The organism is Pseudomonas sp. MWU13-3659 (genome assembly GCF_023757525.1).
Taxonomy (GTDB): domain Bacteria; phylum Pseudomonadota; class Gammaproteobacteria; order Pseudomonadales; family Pseudomonadaceae; genus Aquipseudomonas; species Aquipseudomonas entomophila_E.
The window spans coordinates 98,117-119,343 of the sequence record NZ_JAMSHW010000001.1 but is presented as its reverse complement, the minus strand read 5'-3'; the positions used below and the strand labels follow the sequence as shown (position 1 = coordinate 119,343).

General features: G+C 65.1%; 21 protein-coding genes. 16 read left to right on the top strand and 5 right to left on the bottom strand.

Going from position 1 to position 21,227, the window contains the following annotated elements; genetic code table 11:
- The first annotated feature begins 20 nt into the window (after positions 1–20).
- Entirely contained in the window at positions 21–2,369 is a 2,349-nt protein-coding gene (gene pbpC / locus NGM28_RS00565) for a peptidoglycan glycosyltransferase PbpC (protein ID WP_240064881.1), read from the top strand.
- Between the two features lie 122 nt (positions 2,370–2,491).
- On the opposite strand, the gene NGM28_RS00560 is transcribed toward pbpC, so the two are convergent.
- The 3 genes from NGM28_RS00560 to NGM28_RS00550 form a co-directional block, all read right to left on the bottom strand.
- On the bottom strand, positions 2,492–3,136 hold the full coding sequence (locus NGM28_RS00560) for an oxidoreductase (RefSeq protein ID WP_240064880.1): 645 nt from the start codon (positions 3,134–3,136) through the stop codon (positions 2,492–2,494).
- Positions 3,137–3,163: 27 nt separating this feature from the next.
- Positions 3,164–4,897 carry a C13 family peptidase gene (locus tag NGM28_RS00555; protein ID WP_240064879.1) on the bottom strand — a complete coding sequence of 578 codons (1,734 nt, stop codon included), beginning with the start codon at positions 4,895–4,897 and terminating at the stop codon, positions 3,164–3,166.
- Between the two features lie 175 nt (positions 4,898–5,072).
- Complete coding sequence (locus NGM28_RS00550) at positions 5,073–5,528, bottom strand: MaoC family dehydratase (RefSeq protein ID WP_240064878.1); 456 nt, start codon at positions 5,526–5,528, stop codon at positions 5,073–5,075.
- Between the two features lie 149 nt (positions 5,529–5,677).
- On the opposite strand from NGM28_RS00550, the gene NGM28_RS00545 reads away from it, so the two are divergent.
- Genes NGM28_RS00545 through NGM28_RS00535 form a run of 3 tightly spaced genes read left to right on the top strand, consistent with a single transcriptional unit; the run spans position 5,678 to position 7,353 of the window.
- A complete protein-coding gene (locus tag NGM28_RS00545; protein ID WP_240064877.1) occupies positions 5,678–6,040 on the top strand; it encodes a CidA/LrgA family protein in 363 nt (120 codons plus the stop codon).
- Positions 6,037–6,753: an LrgB family protein gene (locus NGM28_RS00540; protein ID WP_252088388.1), complete on the top strand. Its 717-nt coding sequence runs from the start codon at positions 6,037–6,039 to the stop codon at positions 6,751–6,753. Before NGM28_RS00545 ends, NGM28_RS00540 begins: the two co-directional genes overlap by 4 nt.
- Before the next feature lie 9 nt (positions 6,754–6,762).
- Positions 6,763–7,353, top strand: coding sequence for an LON peptidase substrate-binding domain-containing protein (locus NGM28_RS00535; RefSeq protein WP_240064875.1), 591 nt, complete (start codon positions 6,763–6,765; stop codon positions 7,351–7,353).
- A gap of 82 nt (positions 7,354–7,435) precedes the next feature.
- Here the strand turns inward: NGM28_RS00535 and NGM28_RS00530 are convergent, their stop codons facing one another.
- Both NGM28_RS00530 and NGM28_RS00525 read right to left on the bottom strand, forming a co-directional pair.
- On the bottom strand, positions 7,436–8,752 hold the full coding sequence (locus NGM28_RS00530; protein WP_252088387.1) for a bifunctional DedA family/phosphatase PAP2 family protein: 1,317 nt from the start codon (positions 8,750–8,752) through the stop codon (positions 7,436–7,438).
- A 3-nt stretch (positions 8,753–8,755) separates the two neighbouring features.
- Entirely contained in the window at positions 8,756–9,448 is a 693-nt protein-coding gene (locus NGM28_RS00525; RefSeq protein WP_252088386.1) for a DNA-3-methyladenine glycosylase, read from the bottom strand.
- Between the two features lie 298 nt (positions 9,449–9,746).
- Between NGM28_RS00525 and NGM28_RS00520 the strand changes: the two genes are divergently transcribed.
- From NGM28_RS00520 to lipA, 12 genes are all read left to right on the top strand, one after another.
- Positions 9,747–11,018 carry a glutamate-5-semialdehyde dehydrogenase gene (locus NGM28_RS00520; RefSeq protein WP_252088385.1) on the top strand — a complete coding sequence of 424 codons (1,272 nt, stop codon included), beginning with the start codon at positions 9,747–9,749 and terminating at the stop codon, positions 11,016–11,018.
- Entirely contained in the window at positions 10,987–11,679 is a 693-nt protein-coding gene (gene nadD / locus NGM28_RS00515; protein ID WP_252088384.1) for a nicotinate-nucleotide adenylyltransferase, read from the top strand. The genes NGM28_RS00520 and nadD overlap by 32 nt, the downstream gene beginning before the upstream one ends.
- A 44-nt stretch (positions 11,680–11,723) precedes the next feature.
- Complete coding sequence (gene rsfS / locus NGM28_RS00510; protein WP_011535846.1) at positions 11,724–12,152, top strand: ribosome silencing factor; 429 nt, start codon at positions 11,724–11,726, stop codon at positions 12,150–12,152.
- 9 nt (positions 12,153–12,161) lie between these two features.
- Positions 12,162–12,629, top strand: coding sequence for a 23S rRNA (pseudouridine(1915)-N(3))-methyltransferase RlmH (gene rlmH / locus NGM28_RS00505; protein ID WP_011535845.1), 468 nt, complete (start codon positions 12,162–12,164; stop codon positions 12,627–12,629).
- A 17-nt stretch (positions 12,630–12,646) separates the two neighbouring features.
- A complete protein-coding gene (mrdA, locus tag NGM28_RS00500; protein ID WP_240064869.1) occupies positions 12,647–14,545 on the top strand; it encodes a penicillin-binding protein 2 in 1,899 nt (632 codons plus the stop codon).
- A gap of 38 nt (positions 14,546–14,583) precedes the next feature.
- Entirely contained in the window at positions 14,584–15,687 is a 1,104-nt protein-coding gene (rodA, locus tag NGM28_RS00495) for a rod shape-determining protein RodA (protein ID WP_011535843.1), read from the top strand.
- 17 nt (positions 15,688–15,704) lie between these two features.
- Positions 15,705–16,715 (top strand): lytic murein transglycosylase B, encoded by a 1,011-nt coding sequence (gene mltB, locus NGM28_RS00490; RefSeq protein ID WP_240064868.1) that lies wholly within the window; start codon positions 15,705–15,707, stop codon positions 16,713–16,715.
- A complete protein-coding gene (locus NGM28_RS00485) occupies positions 16,715–17,713 on the top strand; it encodes a septal ring lytic transglycosylase RlpA family protein (protein ID WP_252088383.1) in 999 nt (332 codons plus the stop codon). Before mltB ends, NGM28_RS00485 begins: the two co-directional genes overlap by 1 nt.
- 260 nt (positions 17,714–17,973) lie before the next feature.
- Positions 17,974–19,134: a D-alanyl-D-alanine carboxypeptidase family protein gene (locus NGM28_RS00480; protein ID WP_213658441.1), complete on the top strand. Its 1,161-nt coding sequence runs from the start codon at positions 17,974–17,976 to the stop codon at positions 19,132–19,134.
- A 73-nt stretch (positions 19,135–19,207) separates the two neighbouring features.
- Positions 19,208–19,483, top strand: a complete 276-nt coding sequence (locus NGM28_RS00475; protein ID WP_213658440.1) for a DUF493 domain-containing protein — start codon at positions 19,208–19,210, stop codon at positions 19,481–19,483.
- Entirely contained in the window at positions 19,483–20,130 is a 648-nt protein-coding gene (gene lipB, locus NGM28_RS00470; RefSeq protein WP_240064866.1) for a lipoyl(octanoyl) transferase LipB, read from the top strand. The genes NGM28_RS00475 and lipB overlap by 1 nt, the downstream gene beginning before the upstream one ends.
- 2 nt (positions 20,131–20,132) lie before the next feature.
- Entirely contained in the window at positions 20,133–21,149 is a 1,017-nt protein-coding gene (lipA, locus tag NGM28_RS00465) for a lipoyl synthase (RefSeq protein WP_011535837.1), read from the top strand.
- Positions 21,150–21,227 lie beyond the last annotated feature (78 nt).

The window sequence follows — 21,227 nt, the reverse complement described above, 5'->3', positions numbered from 1 at the left end:
TCCGGCCCGGTCGGTTCCCGATGCCAAGCTTAGCGCGCCCGCGCCTTGTGAGGGTGCTGCGTCGTGCCTGCGTGGCGATCCTGTCGACCTTTGCCTTGCTATGGCTGGCCGATCGAATCTGGCCATTGCCGATGCCGGGCGACGATCTGGCGCGGGTGGTGCTGGCCGAGGACGGCACGCCGTTGTGGCGCTTCGCCGACGCCGATGGCGTATGGCGTTACCCGGTCAGCCCGGACGAGGTGTCGCCGCTGTACCTCGAGGCGTTGCTGGCCTACGAGGACCGCTGGTTCTATCAGCACCCTGGGGTCAACCCCATGGCCCTGGCCCGGGCGGCCTGGCTCAACCTGCGGGGCGGGCGAGTGGTATCGGGGGGCAGCACCCTGTCGATGCAGGTGGCGCGCCTGCTCGATCCGCACGACCGCACCCTTGCGGGCAAGCTGCGCCAGCTGTGGCGCACGGCGCAGCTGGAGTGGCATCTGTCGAAACCGGAGATCCTGCAGCTCTACCTGAACCGCGCGCCCTTCGGCGGCACCCTCCAAGGGGTGGCGGCGGCCAGCTGGGCGTACCTGGGCAAGTCGCCGAAACACCTGACGCCCGCCGAGGCGGCGTTACTCGCCGTATTGCCCCAGGCCCCCAGCCGCTTGCGCCCCGACCGCCACCCCGAGCGCGCCCAGCGCGCCCGTGACAAGGTCCTGCAGCGCCTGGCCGAGTACCAGGTGTGGCCGGCCCAGCGCATCGACGAAGCACGCGAGGAGCCATTGCTGCTCGCTCCTCGCCAGGAGCCGGCGCTGGCGCCTTTGCTGGCACGGCGCCTGAACAGTCCGAACAGCCCGCCACTGATCCGCACCACGATCGACGCCGCCCTGCAGCGGCGTCTGGAAGACCTGCTGCTGGGCTGGCGCGCACGACTACCTGAACGCACCTCGGCGGCGCTGCTGGTGGTGGAGACGCAAAGCATGGCGGTGCGCGCCTATCTGGGGTCGATCGACCTGGCCGATGAGCGTCGATTCGGCCATGTCGACATGATCCACGCCCTGCGTTCGCCCGGCTCGACGCTCAAACCCTTCCTCTATGCCATGGCCATGGACGAGGGCCTGATTCATTCCGAGTCGCTGCTGCAGGATGTACCGCGGCGTTACGGGGACTATCGCCCGGGTAATTTCTCCATGGGCTTCAGTGGCCCGGTGTCGGCCAGCTCCGCGTTGGCGCTGTCGCTCAACCTGCCAGCGGTGCAGTTGCTCGAGGCCTATGGCCCGAAGCGTTTCGCCGCGCAGATGCGCATGGGCGGCGTGCCGTTGACTCTGCCGCCGCTGGCCGAGCCGAACCTGTCGTTGATTCTCGGTGGCGCAGGCAGTCGCCTGGAGGACCTTGTCGGCGGTTACGCGGCGTTCGCCCGCGAGGGGCGTAGCGCGCAGATCCGCTTGCAACCCCAGGACCCGCTGCTCGAGCGTCGGCTGTTGTCGCCGGGTTCGGCCTGGATCACTCGGCGCATTCTCAGCGGCCTGGCCCGCCCGGACCGCGACCCGCATGCCGAGTTGGTACAGCGCCCGCAGTTGGCGTGGAAGACCGGCACCAGCTATGGCTTTCGCGATGCCTGGTCAGTCGGCGTCGGCCCACGCTACCTGATCGGTGTATGGATCGGCCGCCCCGACGGCACCCCGGTACCGGGGCAGTTCGGCCTGGCCTCGGCGGCGCCGTTGATGCTCCAGGTGCATGACCTGCTGAGCAACCGCGATGCCCAGCGTGGCATCAACGTGCCGGTGGAGCCGGTGCCGGGTTCGGTAGGGGTTGCGGCGATCTGCTGGCCGTTGGGCCAGCCGATGAACCGCCAGGACCCCAACTGCCGCCGCCAACGCTTTGCCTGGACCCTCGACGGCACCACGCCGCCGACCTTGCAGGCGGCCGACCAGCCGTTGGGGCTTGGGTTGCGTGAGTCCGTCTGGGTCAATGAGCAGGGTTTGCGCGTGGACAGCGGTTGCCCAGGCGCCATGGCCCGCGAAGTCGCCTTGTGGCCTGCGCCCCTGGAGCCTTGGCTGCCACGGGCCGAACGACGGGCTGCACGGCTGCCCGCCGAGGATTCGGCTTGCCCACCGCAGGTGGGGGCAAGCGCGCCGCCCCTGTCGATCGTCGGCGTGCGCCCGGGTGACAACTTGCGCAGGCCGGCCACCAGCGACGAGGCGCTGCAATTGCGAGTGTCGGCGTTGGGCGGGGGCGGGCAGCGCTGGTGGTTCCTCAATGGCCAGCCGTTGGGTGAGACCCGTGGGCAGGACAGCCTGCTGGTGCGTTTCGAGCAAGTCGGTCGCACCGAGCTGAGTGCGCTGGATGAGAGTGGCGAAACGGCGCGGGTGGAGTTCCAGGTCAGCGAGTGAAGCTGCTCAATGCTCTGTAGGAGCGGCTTCAGCCGCGATCATCCGCGAAGCGGATGGCGGTCACCGCGTTGCCGGCATCGCGGCTGAAGCCGCTCCTACAGAGGTTGCGTCCGGTCAAACGATCAGCGCTTGCCCAACTTGCGCAATTCGTCGGACTCGACGACGCGTATGCCGTCCTCTTCTTCCAATGCCAGGCGCCACAGCGCTCGGGCCAGGACACAGACTTCGATGCCCCGGTACTTGCCCGGCACCAGTCGCGAGAACGGTGCGGCCAGGCGTTCGCCGAGCCGTGGCTGGGTGCGCTCACCCAGCAGCAGCGACGGTCGTACGATGGTCAGCTGCGGCCAGTCCTGTTGCTTGAGCGCCTCTTCCATTTCACCCTTGACCCGGTTGTAGAACACCGAGGATTTCGGGTCGGCGCCCAGGGCGCTGATCACCAGCAGGTGGCGCGCGCCCATCTCCCGGGCGCGTTTGCTGAAGGCCACGACCATGTCCAGGTCGACGGCGCGGAAGGCGGATTCGGAGCCAGCCTGCTTGAGCGTGGTACCCAGGCAGCAGAAGGCGATATCGACGCGGCCAGCCAGTTGCGGGAGAAACACGGCCGGGTCACCCACCGGGTTTTCCAGGTGCGGGTGCTCGGCCAGCGGCCGCCGGGTGGGCGCCAGCACACGGCTGATGGTGGGTTCGTTGAGCAGGCGGTCGAGCAGGTGTTCACCCGTCAGACCCGTGGCACCGGCAAGCAGGACATGCTGAGGCGTCAAGTACATGATGTCTCTCCCTTGTTACTACAAAGCTTAGTGGGTGCCCGGTGTTTTTGCCCGTTCACCCGCCGCGGGGCGGGCGTCGTTGCCCAAGGCTTGCTCGGCCTGTTGCCGGCGCAGGCGCTGCCAGCGCGAGATCACCGCTGGCGGGGCCCACAGCTGCGGCTCGGAGGCTTCGAAACCGTCCCGTCGTTCTCTTTCGGCAACGGTCTTGCGCGCCAGTTCAAACGCCTGTTTCAGGTCGTCGGTCTGGTTCAGTGCCTGGGCGAACAGGGCATCGCCGAAGTAGGTGAAGTCGGCCTCTTCCGAGCAACCGAAGGACACCCGGTCGGGGCGCGCGGCGGTCATGATCAGGGTCCGGTCGTCCTTGAGCGGGGCGATGTAGCCCCCGGAATAGCAGGCCGAGATGACAATCACCTTGTCGCGCTGCTTGAGCGGCGCCAGGGCGCTTGCCAGTTCGTCGGCGCTCAGGTCGGCCAGTTGCAGGCGCGGCTGGTCCAGCACCAACTGGTGATCGTGGCTGCCGTGGCTGGTCAGGTAGATGAACACCAGGTCTTCCGGGCCGCTGCGTTCGGCCAGGGTGCGGGCGGCGCGGGTGAGGTTCTCGCGGGTGGCCATGGGACGGTCGGCCAGGTGGTCGCGGTGGTTGACCAGGGTGACCTGGCCCTGGGCGCCGAAGCGCACCTTGAGCATGTTGCTGACGTAGTCGGCCTCGCGCAGGAACACGCTCTGCTGGCCGTCCCCGGCCACCACCAGGCTGTATAGCTGCAGCGGCGTGGCCGAGCGTGGAACCTTGGCCAGCGCATCGTCCAGTAGCTTGCCCTGGTTGAGCAGGGCAAGGTCGAGGGGGTCGGGGAGCAGCTTGCCCTTTTCGTCGCGCACACGCACACCATTGACCCATGTGCCGCCCTCGACCTTGCCGTCGGCGCGGGTCAACTGGCCGTGGCCCTGGTAGGCGTCATCGGCAAAGCCGCCGGCATACTGGCTGCCATCAGCCAGTTGCAGGGTGCCCATGCCGTTGAAGCGCCAGTCGCGGAAGCCGCCCTTGTAGCGGCTGCCATCGCTGCCCAGCAGCTCGCCTTCGCCGACCAGCACGCCGTCCTTGAAGTCGCCGATCCACACGTCGCCATCGGCGTTCTCGTAGCGGCCGCGCCCCTCCAGGTGATTGTCCTTGAACTCACCGATGTACTGCTCGCCGTCGGCGCTGTCGTAGGTGCCGGCGCCCTGTAGCTGGCCGTCGATGAAGTGGCCGCTGAACTGGTTGCCGCTGGCGTCGCTACGAACACCCGCGCCATTGGGCTTGCCCTTGGCGAACAGGCCTTGGTAGCGGCTGCCGTCGGCCAGTTCGAGCTGGCCGGCACCTTCGTACTGGTCGTCCTTGAACTGGCCACGGTAGGTCTGGTCGTGCTGCTTGAGCGCGCCCTCGCCATCGCGTCGGCCATGCTTGAAGGTGCCGGCATAGTGGCTGCCAGGGGTAGTGAGGTCGCCCAGGCCCTGGAACAGGCCTTCGCTGAACTGGCCGCGGTACACCTCGCCGTTGCTGCCGTGCCATTCGCCCTGGCCGTGCCACTGCCCGTCCTTGAACGTGCCGGCGTACCAGCTGCCGTTGGGGTAGTCGATGCGCCCTTCACCCTGTAGCAGGCCATTGACCACCTGGCCACGGTAGCGACCGCCATCGGGCAGGCGTGCGTCCGGTGGCGACAACGGTTCGCCTTCGCCGCAGGCGGTGAGCAGCAGGATCAAAGTGAGGGGGAGCAGTGGGCGCATGGTGGAGTCCGGACGAACGATGCGCCGAGTATGCCGCAGAATGCGAAGGGGATGTGGCCGGTATCAGCACCTTGCCTGTAGGAGCCGGCCTTGCCGGCGAATGGGCCATTGCAGTCAGCGCGAGGCAGTGGCTCCCACAGGGCTGGGGGATTCCCAACAAGTTGTGTCAGGAATCTCAGACGAAGCAGAGCGACAGCGGTTCGGCGATATAGGCCGGTTTCTCCTCACCCTCGATCTCGAGGGTGACGGTTGCCTTGAGCAGCCACTGCCCCGGCTTTTTCTCGGTGGCGTCAACCAGCTCGACCTTCAATCGCACATTGCTGTCGACCTTCACCGGCTGGATGAAGCGCACGCTGTCGAGCCCGTAGTTGACCACCATCTTCAGCCCTTCGGGCAGCACCAGGATGTCTTCCATCAGCTTGGGGATCAGCGACAGGGTGAGGAAACCATGGGCGATGGTGGTGCCGAAGGGGGTCTTGGCCGCTTTCGCCGGGTCCACATGGATGAACTGGAAATCGCCGGTAGCCTCGGCGAACAGGTTGATGCGTTGCTGATCGATCTTCAGCCAGGCGGAACGTCCCAGTTCCTTTCCAACGTACTGCGAAAGCTCTGTAACGGGTACATAGGGCATCGCGACTCTCCAGATTGTCATTTGGTACGAGTGTGCAAGATCAGCACGACGAACCGTTTCAGTCAAGTTGCCCGCTTTTCGCCGAATATCGCCTTATAGACACTTGCTTAGCGTGCTTATAATGGCCGCCATGCTCTCGGGAGGTCCTTATGCTGTTGCGTGGTTTGACCTGGCTGGTGCTGTTCCAGTTGCTGGGGACGGCGATCAATCACCTGTTCCTGGCGATCCTGCCCGGGCCGATCATCGGCCTGCTGCTGTTGTTGGCCTTCCTGATGATCCGTGGCGAGGTGGGCAAGCCGCTCAACGACGCCGCCAGCAGCCTGTTGCGCTACCTGCCGTTGCTGTTGGTGCCGCCGGCGGTGGGGGTGATGGTCTACGCCAAGGATATCGCCGCGGACTTTTGGGCCATCGTCGGCGCGCTGCTGATCTCCTGCCTGCTGACCCTGGTGTTCGTCGGCGTGCTGATGCAGAAACTCATCCATCGCCAGGGCAAGCGCGAGGAGCAGCCATGACCCTCGACTGGCACGGCGCACTCGATGCGGTCATCCACCACCCGCTGTTTGGTATCGGCATCACGCTGGCCGCCTACCAGTTGGTGCTGGCGGCCTATGAAAAGACTCGCTGGATCTTCCTGCAGCCGGTGCTGGTGTCGATGCTGGTGGTGATCGGCGTACTGTTGCTGTGCGGTATCGACTACAGCGAATACCGCAAGAGCACCGAGATCATGAACATTCTCCTCGGCCCGGCCACCGTGGCCCTGGCGGTACCGCTTTACCTCAACCTGCGGCGCATCCGCCAACTGTTCTGGCCGACATTTACTACGCTGGTAGTCGGGGGGCTGTTCGCCACCATGGCGTGCCTGGCGCTGGGGCGGTGGTTCGGCGCCGAGCACATGATCCTGATGACCATGGCGCCGAAGTCGGTGACGTCGCCCATCGCCATGCTGGTGGCCGAGCAGATTGGCGGCGTGGCGGCCCTGGCGGCGGTGTTCGTGTTGATTACCGGGGTGATCGGGGCGATCTTCGGCCCGGCGCTGCTGACGCGCTGTGGTGTGCTCAGCCCCGAGGCGCGGGGCATGGCGCTGGGGGTGACCGCCCATGCGGTCGGCACCTCGGTGGCCTTGCAGGAAAGTGATGAATGCGGCGCCTTCGCCGCGCTGGCGATGAGCCTGATGGGCGTGGCCACGGCAGTGTTCCTGCCGTTGGCGGTCAGCCTGGTGGCTTGAGGAAAATACATGACGCTACCGCTTTTTCCCCTCAATACCGTGTTGTTCCCCGGTTGCCTGCTCGACCTGCAGATTTTCGAGGCGCGCTACCTGGACATGATCGGCCGCTGCATGAAACAGGGCGCGGGCTTTGGCGTGGTGTGCATCCTCGAAGGCGAACAGGTGGGCAAGGCCCCGCCGGTGGTGGCCTCGATTGGTTGCGAGGCGCTGATCCGCGATTTCGTGCAGCAGGACAATGGCTTGCTGGGTATCCGCGTCGAAGGTGTCCGGCGGTTCACTGTCGAGCAGACAGAAGTGCAGAAGGACCAGCTCATGCTCGCCGAGGTGCAGTGGTTGCCTGACCAGGCGGACAGCCCGTTGGTGGAGCAGGACGATGACCTGCTGGCGTTGCTGCTGGCCCTGGGCGAGCACCCGATGGTGGAGGCGCTGGACATGCCCCGGGATGTCGATGGGCGCCAGTCGCTGGGCAACCAGCTGGCGTACCTGCTGCCGTTCGTGGAGGAGGACAAGCTGGACCTGTTGGCGATCGACTCGCCGCAGCGGCGGCTGGAGGCGATCCAGGCGCTGCTTGAGCGGATCCAGGGTGAGTTGTTCGCCTGACGTTCTGTTCGCCGGCAAGCCGGCTCCTACGGGTTTGGCGCTGGCCGCTTTTCTGTAGGAGCCGGCGTGCCGGCGAAGCTTTTCAATACTGATAACGCAGCAGTGCCTTGGGCAGGGCATGCAGCATGAAGAACGCCAGCAACGCGACACAGGCCGGCAGCACCAGCCACCATACCCGTTGCGACAACGCCGTGAGCGGCTGGCGATGCTGCACCAGCGTCAGGCTCGCCGCGCACACGCAGCACGCCAGCAGTGCCCCGGCCAGGATATCCGTCGGCCAGTGCGCCCCCAGGTACACCCGCGACAGAGCGATGGCCAGCGCCGGCAGGCAGCCCAGCAACACCCAGGTCAGGCGCATGCGCGGTGGCTGTCCACGCCCGGCCAGTACTGCCAGCACCAGGAAGAACGCGAACGACGCCGAGCTGTGCCCGCTGGGCATGCTGTAGCTGGTCAACGGGTCGGCCAGCACTTCCGGGCGTGCGCGGGCAAACAGCCATTTCAACGAGCCATTGGCCAGTGCGGTACCGATCAGCGTCGCCCCGGCGAACAGGGCATGGCGCCATTGCCGGGCCAGCAACAGCGGGCCGGTCAGCAGGCCGCCCAGGAAGAACTGGGTACGGAAGTCACCCAACCGGGTGATCATCACCACGGCGCCATCGATGGCCTGGCTGCGATGCTCCTGCACCAGGGTCATCAGGCCCTGGTCGAATTCGCTGAGGTAGCGCCAGCCGATGAACAGCGCCGCTACTGCCAGGCCGCTCAGTGCGGCGATCAGTCGTGTCCCGTAGCGTTGGTCGCGAAGGCTGCTGTTCAGGCTCAGGCCGATCAGCACCGCGAGGCTGCCGAAAACGATGCCTGCATCCAGCCAGAAGCCCTCCGGCAACGGCAGGCGCATCGCCGCACCGGTGGCCCAGCCCGGCAGCAGGTAGGCGACCGACCAGCCGGCCCCAGCCACCAGGCTGACGGCGATGAAGCGCGGCAGCGGCATGTCGAACATGCCGGCCACCATCGGCAGCATCGGCCGCAACGGGCCGATGAAGCGCCCGACCAGCAGGCTGGCGATGCCGTAGCGCTGGAAGTACGCCTCGGCGCTGCCGATCCACTCCGGGTGGCTGCGCAGCAACGGCAGGCGGCGGATGTTCTGGTGGAAGTACTTGCCCACGCCGTAGGAGATCGCGTCACCGAGCAGGCCGCCGAGGAAGCCCAGCAGCAGGGTTTCCCCGAGGGTGAAGGCGCCGCTGCCGGCGAGCACGGCGACGGCGAACAGCAGTACGGTGCCAGGCACGATGATGCCGGCGATGGCCAGGCATTCCACGCAGGCGATCACGAATATCGCCAGGCCAAGCCACTGCGGGTTGGCGCCAAGCCAGGCGGTCAGGCTGTCGAGCCATTGGCCCATGGGTCAGTTTCCTTGTTCGAGGATGAAGAAGTCGCGGCCTTCGTGCTGGCCGCGGCGCAACGGGTTGCGAGTGCAGTAACGGGCATACTCGGCGTCGACGAAGCGGTAGGGCAGGTGTTCGTCGCGACCGTGCGGGATGCCCAGGCGCGGTGCCTGGATCACCCGCTTCACGGTGATGCCGCAGTCTTCGACGTAAAGGCGTTCGGGGTCGAACCGTTGTGCGTCCCAGTGCGGCACTTTCAGGCCCATCGCGCGGCACAGCAGGGTCTGGCCATTGCACAGGCGTTCGGGCGGGCGCAGGTTGCCGCTGGCATCGGGGTTGTTGAGCTGCATCTGCGCCAGGCTGTTTTCGTCGGAAAGGGCGTCGGTCCAGGGGTAGGCGGACTTGATCAGTACGGCGTTGCCCGGGCCCTGGGCGCTGAAGTTCAGCGAGTCGCCGCCCCGGGCGTAATACATGTAGATGTGGCCGCCATCGAGGAACAGCGCCTTGCGCTTCTCGGTGTAGCCCAAAGAGGCGTGGCTGCCCCTGTCGGTCAGGTAGTAAGCCTCGGTCTCGATGATCCGCGCGGCCAGCCAGAGGTCGCCGTGGCGGTGACGGATGACCTTGCCCAGCAGCTCGCGGGCGAGGGTCTGGGCGTCGCGGTCGAAGAAATTGTCGGGCAGCGCGCGGGCCGGGCAGGGGGCTGGGGCGGGCATAGGGGCGGTTCGTGGCTGTGAAGGCGCAGATGATAGCAATGAATGACTTAACCGAGGCTGAATCGATGTGTGGCCTTTGCGCAGGTAAACCCGCTCCCACAGAGGCATGCCGAACCCTGTGGGAGCGGGTTTGCCCGCGAAAAGACCGAAGCGGATACGGGCTTTTTCGATAAGAGCGGTTACATCTTTCCTACCCGTTCCCTCCAACCATTTTCTACCATCCGCCACCCGCCGCTGGGCGTACCCGAGCGCTCCAGTTATAATCAGCCGATTTCCCCTTTGCCAAGACACCGAGCCCATGACTGAGTCCGTTCTTGACTACATGACCCGCCTGGGTCGCGCCGCCCGTGAGGCCTCGCGGGTGATCGGCCGTGCCAGCACCGCGCAGAAGAACCGCGCCCTGCAGGCCGCAGCCGATGCCCTCGACGCGGCCCGCGCCGAGCTCACCGCAGCCAATGAACAGGATCTCGCCAATGGCCGCAAGAATGGCCTGGAACCCGCGTTGCTCGACCGCCTGGCGCTCACTCCCGCGCGCATCGACGGCATGATCACCGGCCTGCGCCAGGTGGCCAGCCTGCCAGACCCGGTCGGCGCCATCCGCGACATGAGCTACCGCCCGTCGGGCATCCAGGTCGGCAAGATGCGCGTGCCGCTGGGGGTGATCGGGATCATCTACGAGTCGCGCCCCAACGTGACCATCGACGCCGCCAGCCTGTGCCTCAAGTCGGGCAACGCCACCATCCTGCGCGGCGGCTCCGAAGCCATTCACTCCAATCGCGCCATCGCCACCTGCATCCAGCGTGGCCTGGCCGAGGCCGGCTTGCCGCCAGCGGTGGTGCAGGTGGTCGAAACCACCGACCGTGAAGCGGTCGGCGCGCTGATCAGCATGCCGGCGTTCGTCGACGTCATCGTCCCGCGTGGTGGCCGTGGCCTGATCGAACGCATCAGCCGTGATGCCCGGGTGCCGGTGATCAAGCACCTGGACGGCATCTGCCACATCTTCGTCGATGAACACGCCGACCTGGACAAGGCCTGGCGTGTCGCCTTCAACGCCAAGACCTACCGCTACGGCATCTGCGGCGCCCTGGAAACGCTGCTGGTCGACCAGCGCGTGGCCGAGCGCTTCCTGCCGGAAATGGCCCGCCGCTTCCAGGAGAAGGGCGTCGAGCTGCGCGGTTGCGAGCGCACCCGAGCGATCATCGACAGCAAACCGGCCAGTGAAGACGACTGGCACACCGAATACCTCGACGCGATCTTGTCGATTCGCGTGGTCGACGACCTGGAGCAGGCCATCGAGCACATCAACCACTACGGTTCGCACCACACCGACTCGATCATCACCGAACACCAGGGCCAGGCCCGGCGCTTCATGGCCGAGGTCGACTCGGCGTCGGTCATGCTCAACACCCCGACCTGCTTCGCCGACGGCTTCGAGTATGGCCTGGGCGCGGAGATCGGCATTTCCACCGACAAGCTGCACGCCCGCGGCCCGGTCGGCCTGGAAGGCCTGACCTGCGAGAAGTACGTGGTGATCGGCGATGGCCAACTGCGCGGCCAGGAGCCGTGCTGAGTTGAGCAGTGCTTTGGCAGTCCGGCGCGTCGGCATTCTCGGCGGTACGTTCGACCCGGTGCATATCGGCCACCTGCGCAGCGCGCTGGAAGTGGCCGAGTTCATGTGCCTCGACGAGCTGCGCCTGCTACCCAACGCCCGCCCACCGCACCGCGACACGCCACAGGTGTCACCTCATGACCGCCTGGCCATGGTGCGCGACGCAGTGGCCGGGGTCGGTTGCCTGAGTGTCGATGATCGTGAACTGGCCCGCGACAAGCCGTCGTACACCATCGACACTCTCGAATCGATTCGTGCTGAACTGAACACGCATGACCAGTTGTTCCTGGTGCTGGGCTGGGATGCCTTCTGTGGCCTGCCCAGCTGGCACCGTTGGGAAGAACTGTTGCAACACTGTCACATCCTGGTGCTGCAGCGCCCGGATGCCGATGTCGAACCCCCTGACGAGTTGCGCAACCTGCTGGCGGCGCGCTCGGAGAGCGATCCCACCGCCATGTCCGGCCCGGCGGGGCACATTTCGTTCGTCTGGCAGACCCCGCTCGCGGTGTCCGCCACGCAAATCCGACAGCTGCTGGCCAGCGGCAAGTCGGCGCGGTTCCTGGTGCCGGACGCAGTACTGGCCTATATCGAGGCGCACGACCTGTATCGTGCGTCCAACTGACGGCGCCAGCGAGCGCCTCATTCAATGAGTTGAACGAGTTTTATATGACCAAGCAGAAAATCAATGGCATCAGTGGCGAAGAACTGGTCGAACTGACCAAGGCCGCACTGGAAGACGTCAAGGCCCAGGACATCCAGGTCATCGACGTGCGTGATAAGCACAGCCTGACCGACTACATGATCATCGCCACCGGTACCTCCAACCGCCAGATCAACGCGATGCTGGAAAAGGTCCGCGAAGCGGTCAAGGCCAAGGGCGCGCAGCCACTGGGCGAAGAAGGCAAGGGCGACAGCGACTGGGTGCTGCTCGACCTGAACGACGTCATCGTGCACATGATGACCGCCGCCGCCCGCCAGTTCTACGACCTGGAGCGCCTGTGGCTGGGTGCCGAGCAGAGCCGTGCCGCCGATGGCAAGCACCACAGCCCGGAAAACACCCACGACTATTCCGACAAGCTCAAGGATCGGGAATAAGGTCGCGCCGTGCGTCTGCGTCTGATCGCGGTCGGCTCGCGCATGCCGAAATGGGTCGAGGAAGGCTGGCATGAGTATGCCAAGCGCCTGCCCTCCGAGCTTGCGCTGGAGCTGGTGGAAATCCCGCTGAACACCCGCGGCAAGAACGCCGATGTCGCCCGCCTGATCCGTCAGGAGGGCGAGGCGATGCTGAGCAAGGTGCAGCCCGGGGAACGCATCGTCACCCTGGAGGTCCATGGCAAGCCCTGGAGTACCGAGCAGCTTGCCGGTGAGCTCGACCGCTGGCGCCTGGATGCGCGCACGGTCAACCTGATGGTGGGTGGCCCGGAAGGGCTGGCGCCGGAAGTCTGTGCGCGCAGCGAGCAGCGCTGGTCGCTGTCGCCACTGACGCTGCCGCACCCGTTGGTAAGGATACTCATCGGCGAGCAGATCTACCGCGCCTGGACCGTGTTGTCCGGGCATCCCTACCACAAATGAACCTGTAAGCCCGCCCGATGCCGCAGCAGATCCGCCTCAAGGACCACGAGAAAGACGCCCGCCTGGTGCGCAACCGCGTCGTCGTGGGCGCCGTGGCGGTGGTGGCGCTCGTCTGCGTGCTGATCGCGCGGCTGTACTTTCTACAGGTCATCCAGTACGACTACCACTCGACGCTGTCGGAGAACAACCGGGTGCATGTGCAGCCGATTCCGCCAACCCGTGGGTTGATCTTCGACCGCAACGGGGTGGTGGTCGCCGACAACCGCCCCAGCTTCAGCCTGGTCATGACCCGTGAGCGCGCCGGCAACCCCGGCAAGTGGCAGGATGTGCTGGATGTGATCGTCGAAGTGCTGGAACTCACGCCAGACGATCGCGCCCTGTTCGAGAAACGCATGAAGCAGGGGCGCCGGCCCTTCGAGCCGGTACCCATCCTGTTCGAGCTCAACGAAGAACAGATCGCCCGCATCGCCGTGAACCAGTTCCGCCTGCCCGGCGTGGAAGTGGCCGCGCAACTGGTGCGCCACTACCCGCAGGGGGCGCACTTTGCTCATTCCGTGGGCTATGTGGGGCGGATCAACGAGAAAGAGCTCAAGACTCTCGACCCGGTCAACTACAGCGGTACTCACCATATCGGCAAGACCGGCATCGAGCGCTTCTACGAAGCCGAGCTGCACGGCCAGGTGGGCTACGAGGAAGTCGAGACCAACGCCCGTGGCCGGGTGTTGCGGGTGCTCAAGCGTACTGATCCCAAACCGGGCAAGGATATCGTCCTGAGCCTCGACATCAAGCTGCAGGAAGCCGCCGAGCAGGCCCTGGGCGGGCGCCGTGGCGCTATCGTCGCCCTCGACCCACGCACTGGCGAGGTGCTGGCGATGGTCAGCCAGCCGAGCTTCGACCCCAACCTGTTCGTCACCGGCATCAGCTTCAAGGCTTATGCCGAGCTGCGCGACTCGATCGACCGGCCGCTGTTCAACCGTGTGCTGCGTGGTCTGTATCCACCGGGTTCGACCATCAAGCCGGCGGTGGCCATCGCCGGCCTCGACAGTGGCGTGGTCACGGCGGGCAGCCGGGTGTTCGACCCGGGCTATTACCAACTGCCCAACTACGATCACAAGTACCGCAACTGGAACCGCACCGGCGATGGCTGGGTGGATCTCGATGTGGCGATCATGCGTTCAAACGACACGTACTTCTACGATCTTGCGCACAAGATGGGCATCGATCGGTTGTCCAGCTACATGAACAAGTTCGGCATCGGGCAGAAGGTATCGCTGGACATGTTCGAAGAATCTCCCGGCCTGATGCCCTCGCGCGAGTGGAAGCGCGCGACCCGTCGCCAGGCCTGGTTCCCAGGTGAAACCTTGATCCTCGGCATCGGCCAGGGCTACATGCAGACAACGCCGCTGCAATTGGCCCAGGCCACCGCGCTGATCGCCAACAAGGGCGTGTGGAACCGCCCGCACCTGGCCAAGACCATCGAAGGCCAGCCGCCGGTGGACGAGAACCCCATGGAGAACATCGTCCTGCGTGACAAGTCCGACTGGGCCAAGGTCACCCACGGCATGGAGCAGGTGATGCACGGTGCCCGCGGCACCGCGCGCAAGGCCGCCCTCGGCTCGATCTACCGCATCGCCGGCAAGAGCGGCACGGCCCAGGTCGTGGCGATCAAGCAGGGCGAGAAGTACGACCGCAACAAACTCCAGGAACGGCACCGCGACCACGCGCTGTTCGTTGCCTTCGCCCCCGCCGAGGACCCGAAGATCGTGGTCTCGGTGATGGTCGAGAACGGCGAGTCCGGCTCCGGCGTCGCCGCCCCCGTGGTGCGTCAGGTCATGGACGCCTGGCTGCTCGACGAGAACGGCCGCCTCAAGCCCGAGTTCGGCCCCGCCACAGTCGCCCAGGAACCGGCCCCGTGAAGAACAATTTCGATCGCATGCTCTCCAGCGAGGACGTGATGCGCAGGCGCGCCAGCTTCCTGCAGCGCATCCATGTCGACGGCCCCTTGCTGCTCATCCTGCTGACGCTGGCCGCCGGCAGCCTGTTCGTGCTCTATTCGGCCAGCGGCAAGAACTGGGACCTGCTGATGAAACAGGCCAGCTCGTTCGGCATCGGCCTGGTGTCGATGTTCGTCATCGCCCAGCTCGAGCCGCGCTTCATGGCGCGCTGGGTGCCCCTGGCCTACCTGGCCGGGGTGTTCCTGCTGGTGGTGGTGGACGTGATGGGCCACAACGCCATGGGCGCCACGCGCTGGATCAACATCCCCGGGGTGATCCGTTTCCAGCCTTCGGAGTTCATGAAGATCATCATGCCGGCGACCATCGCCTGGTACTTGTCCAAGCGCACTCTACCGCCGCATTTGAAGCATGTGGCGATCAGCCTGGTGATGATCGGCGTGCCGTTCATCCTCATCGTGCGCCAGCCCGACCTGGGCACGGCGCTGCTGATCCTCGCCTCCGGCGCCTTCGTGCTGTTCATGGGCGGCCTGCGCTGGCGCTGGATCATCAGTGTGATCGCCGCAGCGGTGCCGGTGGCGGTGGCCATGTGGTTCTTCGTCATGCACGACTACCAAAAGCAACGTGTACTGACCTTCCTCGACCCGGAAAGCGACCCGCTGGGCACCGGCTGGAACATCATCCAGTCCAAGGCGGCGATCGGCTCGGGCGGAGTGTTCGGCAAGGGCTGGCTGCTGGGCACACAATCGCACCTGGACTTCCTGCCCGAGAGCCACACCGACTTCATCATCGCCGTGCTGGGTGAGGAGTTCGGCCTGGTCGGCATCTGCCTGCTGCTGATCGTCTACCTGCTGCTGATCGGCCGTGGGCTGATGATCACCGCCCAGGCGCAGACCCTGTTCGGCAAGCTGCTCGCGGGCAGCCTGACCATGACCTTCTTTGTTTATGTGTTCGTCAATATCGGTATGGTCAGCGGCCTTCTGCCCGTGGTGGGCGTGCCGCTGCCCTTCATCAGCTATGGCGGAACTTCGTTGGTGACGCTGCTGTCAGCGTTTGGCGTTCTGATGTCGATCCACACGCACCGCAAATGGATCGCGCAAGTTTGAAAAAGGTGAAGAATTCAATGCAAGCAGTGCGTAACTGGGCTGCCCGTTGTGTGCCGTGGATCGGCGCGGTGGGCCTGTTCGGCGCTGTCCAGCAGGCCGTTGCCGGCGATTACGACAACTCGCCCCAGGTGGCCGAGTTCGTCGGCGAGATGACCCGCGACTACGGCTTTGCCGGCGAGCAACTGATGGGCGTGTTCCGCGAGGTGCAGCGCAAGCAGGCGATCCTCGACGCGATCTCGCGGCCGGCCGAGCGGGTCAAACCCTGGAAAGAATACCGCCCGATGTTCCTCACCGATGCGCGCATTGCCCGCGGCGTGGACTTCTGGCGCCAGCACGAGGCTGCCCTGGCCCGCGCCGAGCAGGAATATGGCGTGCCGGCGCAATATATCGTCTCGATCATCGGCGTGGAGACCTTCTTCGGTCGCAATACCGGTAACTATCGCGTCATCGATGCCCTGTCCACGCTCGGTTTCGACTACCCGCCGCGTGCCGAATTCTTCCGCAAGGAGCTGCGCGAGTTCCTCCTGCTGGCCCGCGAGGAGCAGCTCGACCCATTGACGCTCAAGGGCTCCTACGCCGGTGCCATGGGCCTGCCGCAGTTCATGCCCAGCAGCTTCCGCAACTATGCGGTGGACTTCGACGGTGACGGCCATATCAATATCTGGAACAACCCGGACGATGCCATCGGCAGCGTCGCCAGCTACTTCAAGCGCCATGGCTGGGTGGCCGGCGAGCCGGTTGTCAGCCCTGCCCAGGTGCGTGGCGAGCGCGTCGACGAGGGCCTGACCACTGGAATCGAGCCGGTGAAGACGGTCGGGGAGTTGCGAGCGCTGGGCTGGTCGAGCCATGATGCGTTGCGCGATGATCTGCCGGTCACTGCCTTCCGCCTGGAGGGCGAAAACGGCCCCGAGTACTGGATGGGCCTGAAGAACTTCTATGCGATCACTCGCTACAACCGCAGCGTGATGTACGCCATGGCGGTGCATCAGCTTTCGCAACAGCTGGTTCTGGCACGGGGCGTCAAGTAATGCGCGAATTCTTTACAGTGAACACCGCCAAGCTGTTGACCTGCCTCGCCGTGGGCCTGGTGTTGGCCAGTTGCTCTTCCAGCCGCCCCACACCGCAAGGCGGTGGCAACACCGTCCGCGCGCAGCCGGGCCTGGACATCAACCGCGCCCACAAGGATGGCGCGCCCTGGTGGGATGTCGACGTCAACAAGATCCCCGACGCCACCCCGACCGTGCACACCGGCAACTACAAAGCCAACCCGTACACGGTGATGGGCAAGACTTACTACCCGATGCAGGACTCGCGCAGCTACCGCGCCGAGGGCACTGCCTCGTGGTACGGCACCAAGTTCCACGGCCAGAACACCGCCAATGGCGAGCTCTATGACCTCTACGGCATGAGCGCGGCGCACAAGACCCTGCCGCTGCCAGCCTATGTGCGGGTGACCAACCTGGCCAACGGCCGCAGCGTGATCCTGCGGGTCAACGACCGTGGCCCGTTCTACTCTGATCGCATCATCGATTTGTCCTATGCCGCCGCGAAGAAACTCGGCTATGCCGAGATCGGCACCGCGCACGTGCGCGTCGAGGGGATCGATCCACAGCAATGGTGGGCCCAGCGTGGCCAGCAGCCACCGCTGATGCTCAAGGAGCCACAGGTGGCCCAGGCCCAGCCGATTCCGGCCAGCACCGGGCGGATCGAGCAATGGACCCCGCCGCCGCAGCAGCACGCGGCGCCCGTGGTGCCGGTGCAGGTGGGGGGTAACAACGTACCGAACGGCAACGGTGGCAGCTTCCTGCAGGTGGGCGCGTTCGCCAACCCGGACGCCGCCGAGCTGCTGCGCTCGAAGCTGAGCACCATGGTCAGCGCGCCGGTGTTCATCAGCTCCATCGTGCGCAACCAGCAGACGCTTCACCGGGTGCGCCTGGGGCCGATCAACAGCCAAGGCGAGATCCAGCAGGCGCAGGACAGCATTCGCCTGGCGAACCTGGGACAGGCGAAGGTCGTGACTGACTGACGGTAGCTGCAAGCCTCAAGCTGCAAGCTACAAGAAAAAGCGAAGGCATCCGGCGCACGCTTGCTTGCAGCTTGCAGCTCTCACTGTCGGTTTGTTCATGAATTGCCGGGCAATGGCATGTACAATGCCCGTTTTTGCCCGCAGCGGCATTACGTCGCACGGTCGGGCCAGGCCACAGGCCATAAAACTAGACTGACGGGGCGCTGGGCAACCGAACCTGCCCACGAAACATCAGACCATTAGCGATTTACGAGAGACGGATGAACATCACCAACCTTGCCAAACGACTCTGCCTGCCCGTTCTGCTGCTGATCACGCCTGCTGCCTTCGCGGCGGAGCAGATGATGCCGGCACCTCCGCAACTGGCCGCCAAGTCCTACGTACTCATGGACGCGTCCAGCGGCAACGTGCTGGTCGAGAACAACGGTGACGAGCGCCTGCCACCCGCCAGCCTGACCAAGCTGATGACCGCCTACATCGCCACCCTGGACATCCGTCGTGGCCAGATCGGCGAGAACGACCCGGTCACCGTCAGCGAGAACGCCTGGCGCACCGGTGGTTCGCGCATGTTCATCAAGGTCGGTAGCCAAGTCACCGTCAGTGACCTGCTGCACGGCATCATCATCCAGTCGGGTAACGATGCCTCTGTGGCCCTGTCCGAGCACATCGCCGGCAGCGAAGACGCCTTCGCCGACATGATGAACAAGACCGCCGGCGACCTGGGGATGGCCAACAGCCACTTCATGAACCCGACCGGCCTGCCGAACCCGGAGCACTACTCTTCGGCCCACGACATGGCCCTGCTGGCACGCGCGATCATCAACGAAGACCCCGCACACTACGCCATCTACTCGCAGAAAGAGTTCTACTGGAACAACATCAAGCAGCCCAACCGCAACCTGCTGCTGTGGCGCGACAAGACCGTCGACGGCCTGAAGACCGGCCACACCGACGAAGCTGGCTACTGCATGGTCGCTTCGGCCGTTCGCGACGGCCAGCGCCTGATCGCCGTGGTGTTCGGTACCAACAGCGAACAGTCCCGCGCCGCCGAGACGCAAAAGCTGCTGACCTACGGTTTCCGCTTCTTCGAAACCCAGACCTTCTACCAGAAGGGCACCGAGCTGACCCAGGCACCGGTATGGAAAGGCGCCACCAACCAGGTGAAAGCCGGCCTGGCCAACGACCTGACCATGACCATGCCTAAAGGCCAATTGAAACGCCTCCAGGCTTCGATGACCATGAACCCGCAGCTCACCGCACCGATCAATAAAGGTGACGTGATCGGCAAAGTGGAAGTCAAACTGGACGAGAAAGTGGTTCACAGTGCCGACCTCATTGCCCTCGATGGCGTAGAGGAAGGCGGATTCTTGCGCCGTATGTGGGATAGCATCCGTCTGTTCTTCTACGGGTTGTTCAACTGACACGTGACCTGCATGCCCCCGTGAACCAGGCGGGGGCGTTGTTGCTGCCACGGCTTACGAGGCCGTTTCCGCCATGAGCGAACCTGACGTCAAGTCGCACAAAATCGAATTCCCCTGCGAGGATTACCCGATCAAGGTGATCGGCGACACCGTCGTCGGTTTCCGCGATACCGTGATCGAGATCCTCAGCAAGCACGCCAAGGTCGACCTGTCGACCCTGGCCGAGCGCCAGAGCAAGGAAGGCAAGTACACCACGGTGCAACTGCATATCGTTGCCGAGAGCGAGAACCAGCTGCACGACATCAACAGTGCCCTGCGTGCCACCGGCATCGTGAAAATGGTGCTGTGATGCCCGGCGTTCTCGGTGTTCGCGATCTTGGCCTGCAGCCCTATGAACCGGTGCTGGAGGCCATGCGTCGTTTTACCGAGCAACGTGGCCCCGACAGCCAGGACGAAATCTGGCTGGTGGAGCACCCTGCGGTCTTCACCCAGGGGCAGGCCGGCAAGGCCGAGCACCTGCTGATCCCGGGCGAGATCCCGGTGGTGCAGACCGACCGCGGCGGCCAGGTCACTTATCATGGCCCTGGCCAGCTGGTGGCTTACCTGTTGTTGGACGTGCGCCGCCTGAGCATTGGCGTGCGCGAACTGGTCAGCCGCATCGAGCAGACCCTGATCGACCTGCTTGCCAGCTATGGCGTGCAGGCCGTGGCCAAGCCCGATGCCCCTGGCGTCTATGTCGATGGCGCGAAGATCGCGTCCCTTGGCCTTCGAATCCGCAATGGCCGTTCCTTCCACGGCCTTGCCCTGAACGTGGACATGGACCTTGCGCCATTCCGCCGAATCAACCCCTGCGGGTATGCGGGGCTGGCCATGACCCAGCTGCGCGACCTGGCAGGCCCGATCGAACTCGACGAGGTCAGGACAAGGCTGCGCGGACAGCTGGTCAGGCACCTCGACTATGCTGAGCAGACGACCCTGACGGGCGGAATCGACTGATTATGACAACTGTGCAAGAAGCCGTGCCGAACCTGATCCCGACGCAAGACGTCACCCCACGCCCCGCCCCGAAGAAAGTCGAGGCCGGCGTGAAACTCCGTGGCGCCGAGAAGGTGGCGCGTATCCCGGTGAAGATCATCCCCACCGAAGAACTCCCGAAAAAGCCTGACTGGATTCGCGTGCGCATCCCGGTTTCGCCGGAAGTCGACCGTATCAAGCAACTGCTGCGCAAGCACAAGCTGCACAGCGTCTGCGAGGAGGCCTCCTGCCCGAACCTGGGCGAGTGCTTCTCCGGCGGTACCGCGACCTTCATGATCATGGGCGACATCTGCACCCGTCGCTGCCCGTTCTGCGACGTTGGCCACGGCCGTCCGAAGCCGCTGGACCTGGACGAACCGAAGAACCTGGCCATCGCTATCGCCGACCTGCGCCTGAAGTACGTGGTGATCACTTCGGTGGACCGCGACGACCTGCGTGACGGCGGTGCCCAGCACTTCGCCGACTGCATCCGCGAAATCCGTGCGCTGTCGCCGGGCGTGCAACTGGAAACCCTGGTGCCCGACTACCGCGGGCGCATGGACGTGGCGCTGGAGATCACCGCGCAGACCCCACCGGACGTGTTCAACCACAACCTCGAGACCGTGCCACGCCTGTACAAGGCCGCGCGTCCGGGTTCGGACTACGACTGGTCGCTGGACCTGCTGCAGAAGTTCAAGCAGATGGTGCCGCACGTACCGACCAAGTCCGGCCTGATGCTGGGCCTGGGCGAGACCGACGAGGAAGTCATCGAGGTCATGCACCGCATGCGTGAGCACGACATCGATATGCTGACCCTGGGCCAGTACCTGCAACCGTCGCGCAACCACCTGCCGGTGCAGCGCTTCGTGCACCCGGACACCTTCGCCTGGTTCGCCGAGGAAGGCTACAAGATGGGCTTCAAGAACGTCGCCTCCGGCCCGCTGGTACGCTCGTCGTACCACGCCGACCAGCAGGCTCACGAAGCCAAGATCAAGCTCTGACGCGAGCTTGAGCGACCATGCCGATGCACGCCGTGAGGCGGCATCGGTTTTTTTTTAGCTGCAAGTTTCAAGCGACAA